Raw genomic sequence first — 20,033 nt, forward strand, 5'->3', positions numbered from 1 at the left:
CCCGGCCGCGCCAGCGCCGGGCCGCGGCCCGTTCGGGGGCCGTTCCGGCGGCACGCGCAACCGCGGTACCGAACGCGCACCGGCCAGGTGCGCGCAGGCACCCGGCCGGTTCAACTCCTAGATTTCGCCCCGCAGTTTGGCGAGCGCCTCGGCGAGGATCGCCTCGCCGTCCGCGTCGCTGCGCCGCTCCCGTACATACGCGAGGTGCGTCTTGTACGGCTCGGTGCGCGGCGGGTCCGGCGGGTTGTCCCGGTCCTGTCCGGCCGGGAAGCCGCAGCGGGGGCAGTCCCAGGTGTCGGGAACCTGCGCGTCGCTGGCGAAGCTCGGCTGCGTCTCGTGCCCGTTGGAGCACCAGAAGGAGATGCGCAGACGCGGCGCGGACTCGCCGCGCTCGGCCTCGCCCATCGGCCCCGCCCCGACCCGGCTTCCTCGGATCGCGTTGCCACTTGCCACGGTCGTAACTCCCTGCGTGATGGTGCCGCGAAGCGAGTCGGCGTTTCGCTTCGCTGCGAGCGCCTCAGTCTACGTAAGGCCCAACGCGCGTCCAGTGATGGGAGTTACCCCCGCCCCCAGACGCAAGCCCCATGATAGGCCGGGTCCGAAGACCCGTACCGAACATGGGGCGTTACGTGCTTTATGTGCGTTTTACACGGTCTGCCGAAGCCGGCCGACGCTAGTGGTTGGTCTTCATCAGGATGCCGAGCACCACGATGCAGGCGAGCCAGAGCAGACCGATCACGACGGTGATCCGGTCGAGGTTGCGCTCGGCGACCGACGAGCCGCCGACGGAGGACTGCATGCCGCCACCGAACATGTCGGAGAGGCCGCCGCCCTTCCCCTTGTGCATCAGCACCAGCAGCATCAGCAACAGGCTGAAGACGATCAGGGCGATCGAAAACCCCAGAACCACGGCTGGACCAACTTCCTCGGACTCGGATGGACGACGGGGGCGGGGTGGCAGGCCACCTCGCCCCCGCAAGGGTACGACGGATCGCCCCTAAGACACACTCACTGGTCGCGGAAGCGGACGATCTTGACGAACTCGTCGGCGTCGAGCGAGGCGCCGCCGACCAGCGCGCCGTCGATGTCCGGCTTCGCCATGATCTCGGCGACGTTGCCGGACTTCACCGAGCCGCCGTACTGGATGCGCACCTTGTCGGCCACATCCTGGGAGTACAGCTCGGCGATCTTGCCGCGGATCGCCGCGCAGACCTCCTGCGCCTCGTCGGAGCCGCAGACCTTGCCGGTCCCGATGGCCCAGACGGGCTCGTAGGCGATCACGATGCTCTCGGCCTGCTCGGCCGGGAGGTCCTTCAGACCGCCCTCGACCTGGGCGAGCGTGTGGGTGACGTGATCCCCCGCCTCGCGGACCTCCAACTCCTCGCCGACGCACAGGATCGGGGTCAGGCCGTGCTTGTAGGCGGCCTTGACCTTGGCGTTCACAAGATCGTCGCTCTCGCCGTGGTACTGGCGGCGCTCGGAGTGCCCGATCACCACGTAGGTGCACTTCAGCTTGGCCAGCATGGAGCCCGAGATCTCACCGGTGTAGGCACCGGAGTCGTGCGCCGAGAGGTCCTGGGCACCGTACTTGATCTTGAGCTTGTCCCCGTCGACCAGGGTCTGCACGGAGCGGAGGTCCGTGAAGGGCGGCAGGACGGCGACCTCGACGGCCTCGTAGTCCTTGTCCGCGAGGGCGAAGGCGAGCTTCTGGACGTGGGCGATGGCCTCGAGGTGGTTGAGGTTCATCTTCCAGTTGCCCGCCATCAGCGGCGTGCGCGTGCTCAAGGTTCAGTCCTCCAGTGCGGCGAGGCCGGGGAGCGTCTTGCCCTCGAGGTACTCGAGGGAGGCGCCGCCACCGGTCGAGATGTGACCGAATGCCGATTCGTCGAATCCCAGGATGCGGACGGCAGCGGCGGAGTCGCCGCCGCCGACCACGGTGAAGCCCTGGGAGTCGACGAGGGCCTGGGCGACCGCCTTGGTGCCCTCGGCGAAGTCGGGGTGCTCGAAGACGCCCATCGGACCGTTCCAGAAGACGGTGGCCGCGTCGGCGAGCTTCGAGGCGTACAGCTTGCGGGTCTCCGGACCGATGTCCAGGCCCTCCTGGTCGGCCGGGATCGCGTCCGCGGCGACGGCGGTGGGGTTGGCCGGGGCCTTCGTCTTCAGGTCCGGGAAGTCGGGCGAGACCAGGGCGTCGACGGGCAGGACCAGCTCGACGCCGGTCTTCTCGGCGCGCTCGATGTATTCCTGGACGGCCGGGACCTGGTCCTCCTGCAGCAGCGACTTGCCGACCTCGTAGCCCTTGGCCTTGAGGAAGGTGTACGCCATGCCGCCGCCGACGAGGAGGCGGTCGGCCTTGCCGAGCAGTTGGTCGATGACGGCCAGCTTGTCGGAGACCTTGGCACCGCCGAGAGCGACGACGTAGGGCCGCTGGACGTCCTCGGTGAGCTTCTTCAGGACGCCGACCTCGGTGGCGATGAGGTAGCCGGCGTAGTGCGGCAGCCGGGCCGGGAGGTCGTAGACGGAGGCGTGCTTGCGGTGGACCGCGCCGAAGCCGTCGCTCACGTACACATCGGCGAGGGCGGCGAGCTGGTCGGCGAACTCGCCGCGCTCGGTGTCGTCCTTGGACGTCTCGCCGGGGTTGAAGCGCAGGTTCTCGATGACCGCGACCTGACCCGGCTGCAGGCCGTCGACCGCGTCGTGGGCGGCGGGGCCGACGGTGTCCTGGGCGAACGCCACGGGCGCACCGAGGAGTTCACCGAGGCGCTCGGCGGCGGGCAGCAGGGAGAAGGCCGGGTCCGGGGCGCCCTTGGGGCGGCCCAGGTGGGAGGCGACGACCACCTTGGCGCCCGCCTCGGCGAGGGCCTTGACCGTGGGCAGGACGGCACGGATGCGGCCGTCGTCGGTGATGAGGCCGTCGGCGAGCGGCACGTTGAGGTCGGCGCGGACGAAGACCCGCTTGTTGTCCACGCCTTCGGAGAGAAGTTCGTCGATCGTCTTCATGGGTCGGACTCCTGGGGAAAGCTCTTGATCGTACGAGGGCTGATCGGTCCGGACGGCCGGTCCGGGGCCGATCGATCCGTGGGCGCGCCGGGGCTCGCCGCACGTGCGTCAGGGCTCGGGCAGCGCGACCGTGCGCTGCCCGAGCCCTGCTACCGCATGGGATGCCTGCTTGAAGCGATCAGAGCTGGTTGCCGACGAAGACCGTCAGGTCGACGAGGCGGTTGGAGTAGCCCCACTCGTTGTCGTACCAACCGATGACCTTCACGTTCTTGCCCTCCTGGACCATGGTCAGGGAGGAGTCGAAGGTGCAGGACGCCGGGGCGTTGACGATGTCGGAGGAGACGATCTCGTCCTCGGTGTACTCGAGGATGCCCTTCAGCTCGCCCTCGGCGGCCTTCTGGAAGGCGGCGTTGATCTCTTCCTTGGTGACCTCACGGCCGAGCTCGACGACCAGGTCGGTGACCGAGCCGGTCGGGACCGGGACGCGCATGGCGATGCCGTCCAGCTTGCCCTTGAGCTGCGGCAGGACCAGAGCGGTGGCCTTGGCGGCGCCGGTGGTGGTCGGGATGATGTTCTCGGCGGCGGCACGGGCGCGGCGCAGGTCCTTGTGCGGGAAGTCCAGGATGCGCTGGTCGTTCGTGTACGCGTGCACCGTGGTCATCAGACCCTTGACGATGCCGAAGTTCTCGTCGAGGACCTTCGCCATGGGCGCCACACAGTTGGTGGTGCAGGAGGCGTTGGAGATGACGTGGTGGTTCGCCGGGTCGTACTTGTCCTGATTGACGCCCATCACGATGGTGACGTCCTCGTTCTTGGCCGGAGCCGAGATGATGACCTTCTTGGCGCCACCGGCGATGTGCTTCTCGGCGTCTTCCTTCTTGGTGAAGATGCCGGTCGACTCGATGACGATGTCGACGCCCAGCTCACCCCACGGGATGTCGGCGGGGTTGCGCTCGGACAGGACCTTGATGGTCTTGCCGCCGACGGTGATGGTGTCCTCGGTGTGGGACACCTCCTCCTTGAGGCGGCCGAGGATGGTGTCGTACTTCAGCAGGTGAGCGGTGGTCGCGGTGTCACCCAGGTCGTTGACAGCCACGATCTCGATGTCTGCACCCTGCTCCAGCAGCGCGCGGAAGTAGTTACGACCGATGCGGCCAAAGCCGTTGATGCCTACGCGGATCGTCACGAACCGATCTCCTCGTTGGTACGCCGGGTTCGACGCCGGCGAGCTGTATGGGATGTCCCCGACCGCCTACGACCCTACCTCCCTGAGGCTGCCGTGGTGACATCGAGATGCCTCATACACGGCAGGGCGGTCCGTACCCGCCAGTAGGGGTACGGACCGCCCGGGCACAAGGGCCCCGCCACTCGTTCCGGTGACACAGGACCAACTGCCGTTGACTACCGGCCGTCAGAGGCCGAGCGCGTTGAGTGCCTTGCCGATCAGGGCCGTCCGGCCGGCCGCGGAGGTCAGGTGCTCCAGGCCGAAGCCGAGCAGCACCGTGCGGTCCGTGGTGACGGCTCCGTAGGTGCTGAACAGGGTTCCGGTGCGCGCCCAGTCCTTGAGGACGGCCGGGCTGCCGGCCGGCGGTCCCGCCACGTGCCAGGCTCCGAGGGCCGTCTCGAAGCCCTCCGTCTCGACGGCCGTGCCGCCGACGACGAGCGAGGCCTCGTCGGCGAGGACGCCGTGGCCGCCGGTGCCCGGGTCGGTGATGTAGCTCAGCGAGACCTCGACCGTCTTCCCCGCGTACGCGCTCAGGTCGAAGCTCACCTGCTGCCAGCCGTTGGACGCGCCGGTCAGGCTGTGCCACGCGCCGGTGGTGCCCTTCGCGCTGCAGCCGCCCGACGCCACGGTCAGATAGTGCTTGAGCCAGGGGTGCTCGCCCACCAGGAACCCGGCCTCGCAGTCCGCCGGCACGGCGTCGCTCGTGGCGCCGCCGGCCTCCGGCAGCGTGGTCCAGTCGTCGGCTCCGGCGGTGTGGACCTCGACCACGGCGTGGTCGTAGCCCGGTTCGGTGTCCCACAGCAGCCGGGTGCGCAGGGCGGGTGCGTCGGCCGCGGTCACCTTGGTGAGGTCGACGGTGCGCGTGAGCCGCTTGTAGGCGTTGTCGGTGTGGGCGGCCGCGGCCATGTACGAGCCCGCGTAGGGCTGGTACGGGTTGGCCGCCCCGGTGAACAGGCCCGCCCCCGCACTGGCGAACTGCGGGTACTTGTCCGCGGGCAGTTCCTCGGAGGTGACGCCGTACGCCCCGGCCTTGTCCAGCGGGTTGCCGGGCGCGCCGCCGAGTCCCGCGGTGAAGCCGCCGAGCTTGCCGGAGCCGGCGAAGCCGGTGACCCCCGGCGCCGCCGTACGCGAGTAGGCGCCGAGGTAGTACTGGCTGAAGTCGTCCGAGAGGTTGCCGTCGCCGAGGTCGACGGTACCGCCCGCCTGCTCCCCCGCCTCGATCAGCTTGCCGCCCTCGTTGAGGTAGGCGCGCAACTGGAGCTGGGTGGCATTGCCGGGGACGCTGGCGCCCGTGTAGTGGACGACCGCCTTGAAGTGGTGGAGCACCCCGAGCGCGTCGGGCGCGCCCTGGGTGGCGACGTCCCAGACGATCGCCTTGCGGCCCGCTGTCTTCAGGGCGTCGACGTAGGTCTGGGCCTGGGTGGCCTTGGCGCCCTCCTCGGCGAGGACGAGGACGTCCGCCTTCGGCCGCTCGGCCACGGTGTAGGTGAAGTGCTTGCCGGCCGTCTTCCGCCCTCCGCGGGTCTCGCCGGTGAACCAGACCTCGACCTTGTCGCCCGGGTGGCCGCCTCGGACCTTGGCCCGGTACTCGTCGAAGTAGAGGTTGTCGTCGCCTCCGTAGGTCTTGCCGCCCTTCCAGGGCCTGAGCGCCCGGCTCTCGACGCGGCCTCCGTTGACGCGGTACTTCAGCTGCTTGTCGCGTACGGACTTCCGGACGACGACGGAGACCTCCTGGTCGGCGCCGCGCGCGTAGGAGGTGGAGAACGTCGACGGGGTGAAGTCGGGTGCGTCGATGCCGACCGAGGAGGACGGCCGGTCCGGGTGGGAGGCGGTCTCGGCGACGGAGAGCGCGAACGGGATGTTCTTCTGGAACTCCTGCCGGATCAGCTTCTCGTCGTCGGGGAAGTTGAAGACGGACTCGCAGTCGGCGGCGTTCCAGGCGTCGTTCGGGTCGATGCCGGACGCGGTCTGGCAGGTGGACATCTCGGGGGTGAACATCGCCATGCCATTGACGTTCGACGCGTGGCCGTCCGCCTCGCCGTTGGTGGTGTACAGCTCCGAGGAGACCTGCGAGCGGTAGCCGGGGATCGCGGGCTTGTCCGGGGTGCCGGCCAGCGCCTTGTAGAGGACGTCGTCGGGGGTCGGGGTCGCCACCTGCCAGCCGACGCCGTAGAGGAGCAGTTCGGCGGCGGAGTGGTAGTTGATGCCGTACCTGAATCCGATGCGCTTCTCGAAGCTGTCGAGCGCCCGGGTCTCGGGCTCGGACTGGGGGCTCGCGCCGCGGTAGGTCTCGCTGGTGGGCAGGGGGGACGAACCCTCGTCGTCGTAGCCCCACTTGTAGGCGAAGTTGCGGTTGAGGTCGACCCCGTCGCCGACGCCGATCACGCCGTCGCCGTTGACGTCCCGCAGGTTCTTGCGCCACAGACGGGTGCTCGGGTCCTTGAACGTGTAGTCGTAGCCGTCCGGGTTGGCCGAGAGGACGAACCACAGTTCGCTGGAATCGACGATCTTTCTGATGCGCTTGTCGGTGGTGTAGTGGTCCAGGTAGTAGTGCATCAGCCGGCGGGTCATCTCCGGAGTGATCCACTCGCGTGCGTGCTGGTTGGACATGTACAGCACGGAGGGCTTGGAGCCGTCCCTGGACTTCCTCGCGTTCCTGGTCAGTTTGAGCGCGAGAATGTCCTGGCCGTTGATCGTCCTGCCGAGGGACACGACCTTGGTGAGGCCGGGGTGGGCCTGGCCCGTTCTGACGATCTCTTCCTTCAGACCGCCGCTGCCGCTGTACGGGCGGAACACGCCCTGTGCCGCGTTCTCGACGCGCGTCTCGGCCTTGGCCGACAGCGTGTGCTCGGTGAGGCGGACGCCCTGGTTCCTGAGCTTCCCGGCCTGCTTCTCGGTGAGGTAGACCTCGACGGTGCTCCTGCGGTTGCCGGTCACCTGTTCGCCGAGTTCGCGGCCGTCCTGGCCGGCCTCCAGCAGCAGGGGTATCTGCTTCTCGGTGACCTCGGCGCGGAAGACCCTGACCTCCTCCGGGTCGGGCCGGGAGGTCGTCCCGCTCTGCGCCTGGGCTATGGGTGCGAGGCCCGCTCCACCGAGCAGGAGTGTGCCGACAGCGAGGATCGATCTCGCTCTGTGTCTCATGGATCCCCCTAGCGATGGTTCGCCACAGCGGCGAATCAGCTGCCAGGCTCATGACAATCCATGATCGAGTCAAGGGCGCCTCCAGGACAGGCAAAGGCCGGTGGCGACGCCTCAAGCGGGCGCCGGCACCGGCCTGTTGGGCCTGCGGGGTCACCCCACCATGTTGTCCGCCATCTCCTCCGTGAGATTGGACTCCGTGCCCGGGATGCCGAGGTCGGCGGCGCGCTTGTCGGCCATCGCCAGCAGTCGGCGGATACGGCCCGCGACCGCGTCCTTGGTCAGCGGCGGGTCGGCGAGGGCGCCCAACTCCTCCAGCGATGCCTGCTTGTGCTCCATGCGCAGCCGGCCCGCGGCCGCGAGGTGCTCGGGGACCTCGTCGCCCAGGATCTCCAGGGCGCGCGCCACCCGTGCGCCGGCGGCGACCGCGGCGCGGGCCGAGCGGCGCAGGTTGGCGTCGTCGAAGTTGGCGAGGCGGTTGGCCGTGGCACGGACCTCGCGACGCATCCGCCGCTCCTCCCAGGCCAGCACGGACTCGTGCGCGCCGAGGCGGGTCAGCAGGGCGCCGATCGCGTCGCCGTCCCGTACGACCACCCGGTCCACGCCGCGCACCTCGCGGGCCTTCGCGGCGATCGACAGCCGCCGGGCGGCACCCACCAGGGCGAGCGCGGCCTCGGGGCCCGGGCAGGTGACCTCCAGGGACGAGGATCGGCCGGGCTCCGTCAGCGAGCCGTGCGCCAGGAACGCGCCGCGCCAGGCCGCCTCCGCGTCACACGTGGCCCCGGAGACCACCTGCGGGGGCAGGCCGCGGATCGGGCGGCCCCGGCCGTCGACGAGGCCGGTCTGGCGGGCGAGCTGGTCACCGCCCGCGACCACCCGCACCACGTAGCGGGAGCCGCGGCGCAGACCGCCGGGCGCCATCACGATCAGCTCGGAGCTGTGGCCGAAGATCTCCAGGATGTCCCGCTTGAGCCGCCGGGCCGCCATCGCGGTGTCCAGCTCCGCCTCGATCACGATGCGGCCGCTGACCAGGTGGAGTCCGCCCGCGAACCGCAGGATCGCCGAGACCTCCGCTTTTCTGCAGCAGGTCCGGGTGACGGGAAGCCGGGAGATCTCGTCCTTCACCGCTGCCGTCATCGCCATGGGCCGATCCTTCCATGCATCCGAAAAATACGGTCGTACGCGGCGGCCAACAGCTCTGGGTCGTGCCGCGGGGTTCCGTCGGTCCGGGCCACCGGGGCCAGCTCGACCGCGGCACCGAACCGCTGGGCGGCCTCGGTCAGCAAGGCGCGGTCGAGCACGGCGGCCTGGTCGGCCAACACCACATCCAGGGCGAGTTTAGGGGCGTGTCGTCCCAAAACCTCCAAATGACGCTGCGGGGAGAAGCCCTCTGTCTCTCCGGGTTGCGGGGCGAGGTTCAGGGAGAGGACCCGGCGCGCCTTCGTCTCGACGAGCGCGTCCAGGAGCTCGGGCACGAGCAGATGGGGGATCACCGAGGAGAACCAGGACCCGGGCCCGAGTACCACCCAGTCGGCGTCCAGGACCGCTTCGACGGCCTCCGGGACGGCGGGCGGGTCGTTCGGCACCAGGTGCACGGACTGCACCTCGCCCGGGGTGAGCGCGACGGTCGCCTGTCCCCGTACGGTGTCGATCTCGTCCGGGCGCTCCGGGTCGTGGCCCTTGACCAGCGCCTGGAGCTCCAGTGGCACGGCGGACATGGGCAGCACCCGGCCATGGGCACCCAGCAGCCTGCCGACCAGGTCCAGGGCCTGGACATGGTCGCCGAGCTGCTCCCACAGGGCCACGATCAGCAGGTTGCCGACCGCGTGGTCGTGCAGGTCGCCCTTGGACTGGAAGCGGTGCTGGATGACGCGGGCCCAGGTCTGACCCCAGTCGTCGTCGCCGCACAGCGCGGCCAGCGCCTTGCGCAGGTCCCCGGGCGGGAGCACGCCCAGCTCGTCGCGCAGGCGCCCGCTGGAGCCGCCGTCGTCGGCGACGGTGACGACGGCCGTGAGGTCGCCGGTGATCCGCCGCAGCGCGGCGAGCGAGGCGGACAGGCCCATGCCGCCGCCGAGGGCGACCACCTTGGGCTGGGCACCACGGCGGCGCGCCCGGCCGCCACGGCCCTCGGGCACCACTCGGCGCAGCCTGCTCAGCCGCGGAGTACGTCCGGTCACTCGCGCCCCATGTCCCGGTGCACGACCACGGTCTCCACTCCCTCGGCGGCCAGGCGGGCGGCCAGCTTCTCCGACATGGCGACGGAGCGGTGCTTGCCGCCGGTGCAGCCGATGGCGATCGTCACGTAGCGCTTGCCCTCGCGGCGGTACCCGGCTGCGATCAGCCGCAGCAGCTCGGCGTAGCGGTCGAGGAACTCCTTGGCGCCGGGCTGGTTGAAGACGTACGCGGCCACCTCCTCGTTGAGGCCGGTGTAGGGGCGCAGCTCCGGGACCCAGTGCGGGTTGGGCAGGAAGCGCATGTCGGCGACGAGGTCGGCGTCCACCGGGAGGCCGTACTTGAAGCCGAAGGACATGACGGTGGCTCTCAGCTCGGGCTCCTCCTCCCCGGCGAACTGGGCGTCCATCTTGGCGCGCAGCTCGTGCACGTTCAGGCTGGAGGTGTCTATCACCAGGTCGGCGTCGCCCCGCAGCTCGCGCAGCAGCTCGCGCTCGGCGGCGATGCCGTCGACGATGCGGCCGTCGCCCTGGAGGGGGTGCGGACGGCGCACGGACTCGAAACGGCGCACCAGGGCCTCGTCGGAGGACTCCAGGAAGACGATCCTCCGGGTGACGTTCTTCGCCTCCAGGTCGGCCAGGGACTCGCGGAGGTTGTCGAAGAAGCGGCGGCCTCGCACGTCGACGACGACCGCGATCCGGGCGACGTTGCCCTGCGAGCGGGCGCCCAGTTCCACCATGGTGGGGATCAGGGCGGGCGGCAGGTTGTCGACGACGAACCAGCCGAGGTCCTCCAGACACTTGGCGGCCGTCGAACGGCCGGCGCCGGACATGCCGGAGATGATCACCAGCTCGGGGATGGCCGCCTCGGGGATCCCGGCCGTTTCACTGCCCGTACTCACCTGTGCTCCGTTGTCCTGGGCGGCCTGCTGCCGCCCCTGGTCCGCACCCGACTCCCTGGGACCCGGGCGATCCGGCTGGTTCAGCGCCGGTCGTTCTTCTGCGTGCTGGTCGTGCTCGGTCATGTCTCCTGCCCCCGTCGCTCGTGCGGGGCGCCCGTGGACACGGGTTCCCCGGAGGAACCGGCCGTCGTAACGGGTTCCTCCTCTTCCATGATCTCTCCAGTCGCCGTGTTGACGGCGGGTGCGGCCGGGGCCGCCTGGGCGAGGGCCACGGCGATGGTCTCGGCCGTCTTGCGGCCGATGCCGGGAACCTCCTGAATCTGGTCGACCGTCGCGGAACGCAGTCTCTTCACCGAGCCGAAGTGCTTGATCAGCGCCTGCTTGCGGGTCTCGCCGAGGCCCGGCACATCGTCCAGGGGGCTCGACCTGAGGCGCTTGGTCCGCTTGCTGCGCTGGTAGGTGATCGCGAAGCGGTGGGCCTCGTCCCGGACCCGCTGGAGCAGGTAGAGACCCTCGCTGGTGCGCGGCAGGACCACCGGGTCCTCCTCGTCCGGCAGCCACACCTCCTCCAGCCGCTTGGCGAGACCGCACACGGCGATGTCGTCGATGCCCAGCTCGTCCAGGGCCCGCCGGGCCGCGGCGACCTGCGGCTGCCCGCCGTCGACGACGACGAGCTGCGGCGGGTAGGCGAACCGCTTGGGCCGCCCGTCGTCCTCGGTGAGCACCTCGCCGTCCGCCCACTCCCCCGTCTTCTCCTTCTCGGCCAGGTAGCGCCGGAAGCGGCGGGTGATCACCTCGTGCATGGACCGGACGTCGTCCTGCCCCGCGAAGCCCTTGATCTGGAAGCGGCGGTACTCGCTCTTGCGCTGCAGCCCGTCCTCGAAGACGACCATGGACGCCACGACGTCCTCGCCCTGCAGGTGCGAGATGTCGTAGCACTCGATCCTGAGGGGGGCGCTGTCCAGGTCGAGGGCGCCGGCGATCTCCTCCAGGGCGCGCGAGCGGGTGGTCAGGTCGGAGGCGCGCTTGGTCTTGTGCAGTGCGAGCGCCTGCTGGGCGTTGCGCTGCACGGTTTCCATCAGCGCCTTCTTGTCGCCGCGCTGGGGGATGCGCAGCGACACGTTCGACCCGCGTCGGCCGGTGAGCCAGTCCTGGACGGGCTCTATGGGGTCGGGCAGCGCCGGGACGAGGACCTCCTTGGGTACCGAGTCGCCCGTCTCGTCGCCGTAGAGCTGCTGGAGGGCGTGCTCGACGAGGGCGCCGGTGGTGATCTCCTCGACCTTGTCGGTGACCCAGCCGCGCTGGCCGCGCACGCGTCCGCCACGCACGTGGAAGATCTGCACGGCTGCTTCGAGTTCGTCCTCGGCGACCGCGATGAGGTCGGCGTCGGTCGCGTCCGTGAGCACGACCGCGTTCTTCTCCATGGCCTTCTTCAGGGCATCTATGTCGTCGCGCAGTCGGGCGGCCCGCTCGTACTCCATCTCCTCGGCCGCCTCCATCATCTGCTTCTCCAGACGACGGAGGTACGTCCCCGTGCGGCCCGCCATGAAGTCGCAGAATTCCTCGGCCAGTTCGCCGTGGTCTCCGGGGGAGATCCGGCCCACACAGGGCGCGGAGCACTTGCCGATGTAGCCGAGCAGGCAGGGGCGGCCGGTGCGGGCCGCGTTCTTGAAGACGCCGGCCGAGCAGGTGCGCACGGGGAAGACGCGCAGCAGCAGGTCCACGGTGTCACGGATCGCCCAGGCGTGCGAGTACGGCCCGAAGTACCGCACGCCCTTGCGCTTCTGGCCGCGCATCACCTGCACCCGCGGGAACTCCTCGTTCATCGTCACCGCGAGGTACGGGTAGCTCTTGTCGTCGCGGTACTTGACGTTGAACCGGGGGTCGAACTCCTTGATCCAGGTGTACTCCAGCTGCAGGGCCTCGACCTCCGTGGACACCACGGTCCACTCCACGGACGCGGCCGTGGTGACCATGGTGCGGGTGCGCGGGTGGAGGTTCGCCAGGTCCTGGAAGTAATTCGCCAGGCGCTGACGCAGGCTTTTCGCCTTTCCGACGTAGATCACCCGGCGGTGCTCGTCACGGAACCTGTAGACCCCGGGAGAGTCCGGGATCTCTCCTGGCTTGGGGCGGTAGCTGGAGGGGTCGGCCATGTCTCACACCCTACTGGCGGGGGCCGACAGCGCGGCGCCCCTGTGGACAGCGGCCGGGGTGACGGAGGCCGGCTCGACCGGGACGTCTCGGCGGACGGCCACCCCACCGCGGCCGTCCGCGCCGCGGCCCGCCGTGCTGCCCACGGCCGTCGGCGGGCGGTGCCCGGGTCGCCGGGAACGCCGGTCGCACGTCGCGCACCCTCCGCTGCCGCGCAGCCACCCACGGTTTCACGAGTGGGGTTCGTGCCCGTCCCACCGAGCGCGTTCCGGACACCGCCCGGCCAGGGGCCGACATCAGGTGTTGTCGGGGCTTGGTCAACACGCTTCAATGCGGGGAACCTTCGGGCCGCGAACGGAGAGGCTCGCTTGTGAACGAGCCTCGCACGCCCCGGGCGCCCCGGCACCACCCTGCGTACGGTCTGACCAGCCGTCGCGCACATTCACAGAAAGGCCCCCCTGTATGCGGCACGGCACACAGCATGCGGACGTCGTCCCGGTGGAGTTGGAGGCGGCTCTGCGCGGCGGCCCGTTCCACGTCGCACTGCGCGCCGCGATCGCTGCCCGAGGACTGCCGCTGCAGCGCGTGCAGCACCACCTGTCCCGGCACGGGGTCAGGGTCGGAGTGACGAGCCTGAGCTACTGGCAGCAGGGTGCGCGCCGCCCCCAGCGGCCCGAGTCCCTGCGCGCGGTGCGCGCCCTGGAGGAGATCCTGCAGTTGCCGGACGAGTCCCTGATCCGGCTGCTCGCCACCTCCGACGAGCAGCCGGGTCCCGACCGTCCCGCGAGCCGTTCGTACCGAGCCCTGGTGGAGGCCTCCGGCGTCCTGGAACAGCTCCTCGCCGAGCTGGAGGCGCCGCTCGACGACGGGCTGATCACCATCGGCCATCACGACCGCGTGCGCATAGGGTCACGCCGGGAACTGCTGGCGCGCGAGTCGCACCACATCGTGCGCGCCCACCGGGACGGCGTGGACCGCTACATCGCCGTTCACCACGGCGATCCGGGGTGCGCCCCCGAGCGCATCGCGGTGCACGCCCTCGAGAACTGCCGCACGGGACGTGTGCGCCGGCACCACGACGCGGGCCTGCTGGTCGCCGAGCTGCTCTTCGACACGCGGCTCCACTCCGGCGATACGTTTCTCTTCCGCTACGCCTTCGAGGACGGCACCGCGGGCACCTCCGGCGAACACGTCCGCGGGTTCCGTGCGCCGGGCGGGCAGTACGCGCTCCAGGTGCGCTTCGACGAGACGGCGCTGCCGGTGCGCTGCCACCGGTTCACCCAGCAGTCCGCGGCCGCTCCGCGCAGCGGCCGCCAGGAGCTGCGGCTGAGCGGGCTCCACCACTCGGTGCACCTGGTGGAGCCGCGGGTGCGCCCGGGGATCGTGGGAATCTGCTGGGACTGGGACTGATCCGCGCCGGGCGAGCGTCTCAGGCCGCCGGACCCGCCACTATCCTGCCGTTCTTCACCTGGACGGGCAGCTCGTGCAGCGGCTCGGTGGCCGGGGCCTGCACCACTTTGCCGGTGCGGGCGTCGAACTCGCTCCCGTGGCAGGGGCAGACGAGCGTCGTCCCGGAGAGTTTGTTGATGGGGCACCCGGCGTGCGTGCAGATCGTGCTGTACGCCTTCAGGGAGCCGTCCGCCGCGCGGCTCACCACCACGTTCTCGTCCCGGTACAGCTTCGCGCCGCCCTTGGGGACCTCGCTCTCGGCGCCCAGCGCGACCGGTGCGGTCGGGGTCGCGTCCGGTGCCGTTCCGCCCTCGCCGGCCGCCGAACAGGCCGCGAGGCCGAGTCCGGCGACCGGGGTGAGCGCCGCCCCGCGCAGGACGGTGCGACGGGTCGCTGAGGGACGGGTGGGCATGGCATCTCCACTGGTCGGGGTCGGCCCCGCCGGGGCGGAGCGGGCACACCGACGATAGCGGCACCAGCCATTCCGCTTTCGGCCGGGGCGCAGGGCCGGCACACGGAGACAGGCAGCCCCGGGGCGGCAGCCATGCCCACGGAGTCGTACGGCGGGCGGAAGCTGCTGCACGGTGCCGTCCTCCGCGGGCACCGGATCGGGGATGCAGGCGAGGCCACGAGCTCGCAGCCGGCGGGCCTCGAGTGCGCCGAAGTGACGTAAACGCTTGCGCAAGCGTTTACGTCGGCCGCCGAATGGGATACGTTCGCCGCCGGACGGCCCGAGTGGGAAGACGGCCGAGGAGGGGACCCGATGGCAACCATGGCCGATGTCGCACGGAGTGCGGGCGTGTCCGTCGCAACCGTCTCGCACGTGCTGAACGGCACCCGCCCGGTCCTGCCCCACACCCGCCAAGCCGTGCTGGACGCCGTCGACGAACTGGGCTACACACCGAACACCCTCGCCCGTTCCCTGGTGACCTCGCGCACCCGGTCGATCGGGCTCGCCGTGTCGGCGATCAGCAACCCGTACTTCACGGAGATCCTCCAAGGCGTGGAGGCCGCCGCCCTGGAACACGGTTACAGCCTGCTCATCGCCGATCCGCACGACGACCCGGAGCACGAGCGCAAGGTGGTCCAGCTGCTGCACGAGCGCCGCGTCGACGGCCTGATCGTCGCGCCCTCGGCGGACCCGCGTGAACTCCTCTCCCTTCTGGGACGGCACGGCGTACCGACCGTGTTCCTGGACCGCCTGGTCGACGGCATCCCCGACCCCACGGTCACGCACCGGCGGAACGCGACCACCCGGGACGGCGCGCAGGAGGACCCCGCTGCCGGGCGCGCCACCAAGGCCGGGCACGCCACTGGGGCCGGAGACGACGCCGAGCCGGGCGAGTCCTCGGTCGCGGCCTTCCGCTTCGACCAGGTCTGTGCCGAGAACGCCGAACCCATGGCCCACCTCGTCACCCACCTCGTCCAGCTCGGCCACCGGCGCATCGGCCTCGTCGCGGGCCTGCCCGGCCTCAGCACCACCTCCGAGCGCATCAGCGGTTACCGGCACGCCCTGGCGGCCGCCGGGCTGCCGTACGACGAGCGGCTGGTGGTCCACGGCGACTCCGCGGCCGAGGGCGCGGAGCGCGCCACCGCCGCCCTGCTGACGCTCGCGGCGCCGCCCACCGCCCTGGTCGCCGCCAACAACGCGATGACCATCGGGGCGCTGCGCACCCTGCGCACGCGGGGCCTGTCCGTACCGGAAGACCTGGCGCTCGCCTGCTTCGACGACTTCCCCTGGGCGGATCTGTTCTCCCCCCGGCTGACCGCTGTCTCCCAGCCCAGCCGAGAGATCGGCGCCCGGGCCGTGCGGCTCCTCCTGGACCGGCTCGAGGCCCCGGACCGCCCCTCCCGCACCGTGCGGCTCCCCTGTGCGTTCGTTCACCGCACGTCGTGCGGCTGTCCCGACACTCCGTCCCAGAAGGGAACCCTCTCGTGATCGTCGTCGCCGGTGAGGCTCTGATCGACCTGGTCCCGCAGGGCCGGGGCGCGCTCGCACCGTTGCAGCCGGCGCTGGGCGGCGGCCCGTACAACACCGCCGTCGCGCTCGGCCGGCTGGGCTCCCCCACCGCCTTCTGCTCCCGGACCTCCCACGACGCCTTCGGCGAGGCCCTGCTGGACGGGCTGCGCCACGCGGGCGTGGACGTGTCGGCCGTACAACGCGGCACCGAGCCGACCACATTGGCGGCCGCCACGATCGACGAGGACGGCTCGGCCAGCTACTCCTTCTACGTCGAGGGCACCGCCGACCGGCTCTTCACGGCGCCTGCGCACCTTCCCGAGGGCACGCGGGCCGTGTCGTTCGGTACCTGCTCGCTGGTCCTGGAACCGGGGGCGAGCGCGTACGAGGAGCTGATGCGCAGCGCCGCGGCGCAGGGTGTGTTCACGGCCCTCGACCCGAACATCCGCGCAGGCCTGATCCCGGACCCCGACGCCTATCGGGCCCGTTTCAAGAGCTGGCTGCCGTCGGTTTCACTGCTCAAGCTCTCCGCGGAGGACGCCGCGTGGCTGGGCGGCAGCCCGCGGGAATGGCTCGCCTCCGGCCCCGCCGCCGTGGTGATCACCCATGGCGGCGACGGGATCACGGCGTACACCGGGGACGGGGCGGAGTACTCCGTGCCGGGGGTGCGGGTCGACGTCGTGGACACGATCGGCGCCGGCGACACCGTCAACGCGGCCCTGCTGCACGGCCTGGCCGCCCGCGACGCCCTCTCCCCCGCCGCCGTGGCGAGCCTGGGCGCCGACGGCTGGACGGAACTGCTGGGCTTCGCGGCCCACGCCGCGGCGATCACCTGCTCCCGGGCCGGCGCGGAACCGCCCTACGCCTCCGAACTCGCGGGCCCTTAGCCCCGAGTGAGCCATATCCGCGGTTCATGGAGCCGCCGGGGCAGGGCGGACGGCTGCAACGTGCGGCGCCCCGCGGGGAGTTCCCGCGGGGCGCCGCACGTTCGGTGTCCGTCAGGCCTTGCGTGCCCGCGTGGTCTTCTTCGCGGGTGCAGCCTTCTTCGTGGTGGTGGCGGCCTTCTTGGTCGCCGTGTTGTTGGCGGTCGTCACGGCCCTGGCCGTCGCCGTCCTCTTCGCCGTCGAGCCCGCGGCGACCGCGTTCTTGGCCGCGCTCCTGCGCGGTGCCTTCACCGAGGCGGCGTCGCTGATGCGCTCGGCGCCGAGAATATCGCGCAGGAACTTGCCGGTGTGGCTGGCCGGGATGCCGGCGATCTCCTCCGGCGTGCCCTCGGCGACCACCAGGCCGCCGCCCGCGCCGCCCTCGGGACCCATGTCGACGACCCAGTCGGCGGTCTTGATGACGTCTAGGTTGTGCTCGATGACAATGACCGTGTTGCCCTTGTCGACCAGGCCGCCGAGCACCTTGAGCAGCTTGCTGATGTCCTCGAAGTGCAGGCCGGTGGTCGGCTCGTCCAGAACGTAGACGGTGCGTCCGGTGGACCGCTTCTGCAGTTCGCTCGCCAGCTTCACGCGCTGGGCCTCACCGCCGGACAGGGTCGTCGCGGACTGGCCGAGCCGGACGTAGCCGAGACCGACGTCGTTCAGCGTCCTGAGGTGACGGGAGATCGCCGGGACCGCCTCGAAGAAGTTCATGGCCTCCTCGATCGGCATGTTCAGGACGTCGGCGATGGACTTGCCCTTGTAGTGGACCTCCAGGGTCTCCCGGTTGTAGCGGGCGCCGTGGCAGACCTCGCACGGGACGTAGACGTCCGGGAGGAAGTTCATCTCGATCTTGATGGTGCCGTCGCCCGCGCAGTTCTCGCAGCGGCCGCCCTTGACGTTGAAGGAGAAGCGACCGGGCTGGTAGCCGCGGACCTTCGCCTCGGTGGTCTCGGCGAACAGCTTGCGGATGTGGTCGAAGACACCGGTGTACGTCGCCGGGTTCGAGCGCGGCGTGCGGCCGATGGGCGACTGGTCGACGTGCACGACCTTGTCGACGAGGTCGTCGCCGTCCACGCGCGTGTGCCGCCCGGGGACGTTGCGCGCGCCGTTCAGCTCACGGGCCAGGTGCGTGTACAGGATGTCGTTGACCAGCGTCGACTTGCCGGAGCCGGACACACCCGTGACCGCCGTGAACACGCCCAGCGGGAAGGACACGTCGATGTCCTGGAGGTTGTTCTCCCGGGCGCCGTGCACCGTCAGCTGCCGCGAGGGGTCGCGAGGACGCCGGATGTCCGGCAGCGGGATCGCCTTCTTGCCCGACAGGTACTGGCCGGTCTGCGACTCCTCGTTGGCGAGCAGCTCCTTCAGGGAGCCGCTGTGCACGACCTTGCCGCCGTGCTCGCCCGCGCCGGGGCCGATGTCGACGACCCAGTCGGCGGTCTTGATGGTGTCCTCGTCGTGCTCCACGACGATGAGCGTGTTGCCCATGTCGCGCAGTCGGACCAGGGTCTCGATGAGCCGGTGGTTGTCGCGCTGGTGCAGGCCGATGGACGGCTCGTCGAGCACGTACAGCACGCCGACGAGGCCGGAGCCGATCTGGGTGGCCAGACGGATGCGCTGGGCCTCGCCGCCGGAGAGGGTGCCCGCCGCGCGGTTCAGCGAGAGGTAGTCGAGGCCGACGTCGACCAGGAACCGCAGCCGCTCGTTGACCTCCTTCAGGACCCGCTCGGCGATCTTCTTGTCCCGGGCGTCGAGCTTCAGCTCGTGCAGGAAGTCCGCGCAGTCGCTGATGGACATCGCGGAGACCTCGGCGATCGACTTGTCCATGATCGTGACCGCGAGGACGACCGGCTTCAGACGGGTGCCTTGGCAGCTGGGGCAGGGCACCTCGCGCATGTAGCCCTCGAAGCGCTCGCGGCTCGCGTCGCTCTCGGCCTCGCTGTGCCGGCGCCGCACGAAGGGCACCGCGCCCTCGAAGGGCGTGGTGTACACGCGCTCGCGCCCGTACCGGTTGCGGTAGCGCACCTCGATCTGCGTCTTGTGGCCGTAGAGCAGGGCCTTCTTGGCGCGCTGCGGCAGGCCCGCGAAGGGGATGTCCGTCCGGAAGCCCAGCGCGTCCGCGAGGGCGCCGATGAGGCGGCCGAAGTAGTCCTTGGTGTGCCCGTGCGACCAGGGGTGGATGGCGCCCTCGTCGAGGGTCTTCTCCTCGTCGGGGACGATCAGCTCGGGGTCTACCTCCATGCGCGTGCCGATGCCGGTGCACTCGGGGCAGGCGCCGAAGGGCGAGTTGAAGGAGAAGGAGCGAGGTTCGAGCTCCTCGAAGGACAGGTCGTCGTACGGGCAGTAGAGGTGCTCCGAGTACATGCGCTCGCGCTCGGGGTCGTCCTCGGGGAGGTCGACGAAGTCGAGCACGACCATGCCGCCGGACAGGCCCAGCGCGGTCTCCACGGAGTCGGTGAGGCGGCGCTTGGCGGAGTCCTTGACCGTGAGGCGGTCGACGACCACCTCGATGGTGTGCTTCTCCTGCTTCTTCAGCGTGGGCGGCTGGGACAGCTGGATCGTCTCGCCGTCCACCCGGGCACGGCTGTAGCCCTTGGTCTGGAGATCGGCGAAGAGGTCGACGAACTCGCCCTTGCGCTCGCGCACCAGCGGCGAGAGCACCTGGAAGCGGCTCCCCTCCGGCAGCTCCAGGACTTTGTCGACGATGGCCTGCGGGGACTGGCGCGAGATCGGGCGGCCGCACTCGGGGCAGTGCGGCTTGCCGATGCGCGCGAAGAGCAGACGCAGGTAGTCGTAGACCTCGGTGATCGTGCCGACCGTCGAGCGGGGGTTGCGCGAGGTCGACTTCTGGTCGATCGAGACGGCCGGCGACAGGCCCTCGATGAAGTCGACGTCCGGCTTGTCCATCTGCCCGAGGAACTGCCGAGCGTACGAGGACAGCGACTCCACGTAACGGCGCTGCCCCTCGGCGAAGATCGTGTCGAAGGCCAGCGAGGACTTGCCCGACCCCGACAGGCCCGTGAAGACGATGAGCGCGTCGCGTGGCAGGTCGAGCGAGACATTCTTCAGGTTGTGCTCGCGCGCTCCACGGACGATGAGACGGTCGGCCAC

General features: G+C 70.5%; 15 protein-coding genes. 3 read left to right on the forward strand and 12 right to left on the reverse strand.

Annotated features, from left to right (window positions below; translation table 11 throughout):
• Positions 1–117: 117 nt before the first annotated feature.
• From N8I84_RS10805 to uvrC, 10 genes are all read right to left on the reverse strand, one after another.
• A complete protein-coding gene (locus tag N8I84_RS10805; protein WP_003957010.1) occupies positions 118–453 on the reverse strand; it encodes an RNA polymerase-binding protein RbpA in 336 nt (111 codons plus the stop codon).
• A 220-nt stretch (positions 454–673) separates the two neighbouring features.
• Entirely contained in the window at positions 674–910 is a 237-nt protein-coding gene (gene secG, locus N8I84_RS10810; RefSeq protein WP_200423294.1) for a preprotein translocase subunit SecG, read from the reverse strand.
• 98 nt (positions 911–1,008) lie between these two features.
• Positions 1,009–1,785, reverse strand: coding sequence for a triose-phosphate isomerase (gene tpiA / locus N8I84_RS10815; protein ID WP_263229318.1), 777 nt, complete (start codon positions 1,783–1,785; stop codon positions 1,009–1,011).
• Between the two features lie 3 nt (positions 1,786–1,788).
• Positions 1,789–3,000, reverse strand: coding sequence for a phosphoglycerate kinase (locus tag N8I84_RS10820; protein ID WP_263229319.1), 1,212 nt, complete (start codon positions 2,998–3,000; stop codon positions 1,789–1,791).
• Positions 3,001–3,178: 178 nt separating this feature from the next.
• Complete coding sequence (gene gap / locus N8I84_RS10825; protein WP_200423295.1) at positions 3,179–4,186, reverse strand: type I glyceraldehyde-3-phosphate dehydrogenase; 1,008 nt, start codon at positions 4,184–4,186, stop codon at positions 3,179–3,181.
• A gap of 225 nt (positions 4,187–4,411) precedes the next feature.
• Positions 4,412–7,366, reverse strand: coding sequence for a M14 family metallopeptidase (locus tag N8I84_RS10830; protein ID WP_263229320.1), 2,955 nt, complete (start codon positions 7,364–7,366; stop codon positions 4,412–4,414).
• Between the two features lie 150 nt (positions 7,367–7,516).
• Complete coding sequence (whiA, locus tag N8I84_RS10835; RefSeq protein WP_103844738.1) at positions 7,517–8,506, reverse strand: DNA-binding protein WhiA; 990 nt, start codon at positions 8,504–8,506, stop codon at positions 7,517–7,519.
• A complete protein-coding gene (locus N8I84_RS10840) occupies positions 8,497–9,540 on the reverse strand; it encodes a gluconeogenesis factor YvcK family protein (protein WP_200423297.1) in 1,044 nt (347 codons plus the stop codon). Before N8I84_RS10840 ends, whiA begins: the two co-directional genes overlap by 10 nt.
• Positions 9,537–10,559 (reverse strand): RNase adapter RapZ, encoded by a 1,023-nt coding sequence (gene rapZ / locus N8I84_RS10845; protein ID WP_263229321.1) that lies wholly within the window; start codon positions 10,557–10,559, stop codon positions 9,537–9,539. The genes N8I84_RS10840 and rapZ overlap by 4 nt, the downstream gene beginning before the upstream one ends.
• Positions 10,556–12,589 carry an excinuclease ABC subunit UvrC gene (uvrC, locus tag N8I84_RS10850; RefSeq protein ID WP_263229322.1) on the reverse strand — a complete coding sequence of 678 codons (2,034 nt, stop codon included), beginning with the start codon at positions 12,587–12,589 and terminating at the stop codon, positions 10,556–10,558. The genes rapZ and uvrC overlap by 4 nt, the downstream gene beginning before the upstream one ends.
• A 460-nt stretch (positions 12,590–13,049) precedes the next feature.
• On the opposite strand from uvrC, the gene N8I84_RS10855 reads away from it, so the two are divergent.
• The gene (locus N8I84_RS10855; RefSeq protein WP_263229323.1) at positions 13,050–13,997 is read left to right on the forward strand and encodes a hypothetical protein; all 948 of its coding nucleotides are present in this window, start codon (positions 13,050–13,052) and stop codon (positions 13,995–13,997) included.
• A 19-nt stretch (positions 13,998–14,016) separates the two neighbouring features.
• Here N8I84_RS10855 and N8I84_RS10860 read toward each other — a convergent pair whose 3' ends face one another.
• Positions 14,017–14,448 (reverse strand): Rieske (2Fe-2S) protein, encoded by a 432-nt coding sequence (locus tag N8I84_RS10860; protein ID WP_263229324.1) that lies wholly within the window; start codon positions 14,446–14,448, stop codon positions 14,017–14,019.
• A 351-nt stretch (positions 14,449–14,799) separates the two neighbouring features.
• Here N8I84_RS10860 and N8I84_RS10865 point away from each other — a divergent pair, with 351 nt between their 5' ends.
• Positions 14,800–15,975: a LacI family DNA-binding transcriptional regulator gene (locus tag N8I84_RS10865; protein ID WP_263229325.1), complete on the forward strand. Its 1,176-nt coding sequence runs from the start codon at positions 14,800–14,802 to the stop codon at positions 15,973–15,975.
• Entirely contained in the window at positions 15,972–16,883 is a 912-nt protein-coding gene (locus N8I84_RS10870) for a carbohydrate kinase family protein (RefSeq protein WP_263229326.1), read from the forward strand. The genes N8I84_RS10865 and N8I84_RS10870 overlap by 4 nt, the downstream gene beginning before the upstream one ends.
• Before the next feature lie 111 nt (positions 16,884–16,994).
• Here N8I84_RS10870 and uvrA read toward each other — a convergent pair whose 3' ends face one another.
• Positions 16,995–20,033, reverse strand: coding sequence for an excinuclease ABC subunit UvrA (uvrA, locus tag N8I84_RS10875; RefSeq protein WP_263229327.1), 3,039 nt, complete (start codon positions 20,031–20,033; stop codon positions 16,995–16,997).

This window comes from Streptomyces cynarae, from assembly GCF_025642135.1.
In the GTDB taxonomy this organism is placed as follows: Bacteria; Actinomycetota; Actinomycetes; order Streptomycetales; family Streptomycetaceae; genus Streptomyces; species Streptomyces cynarae.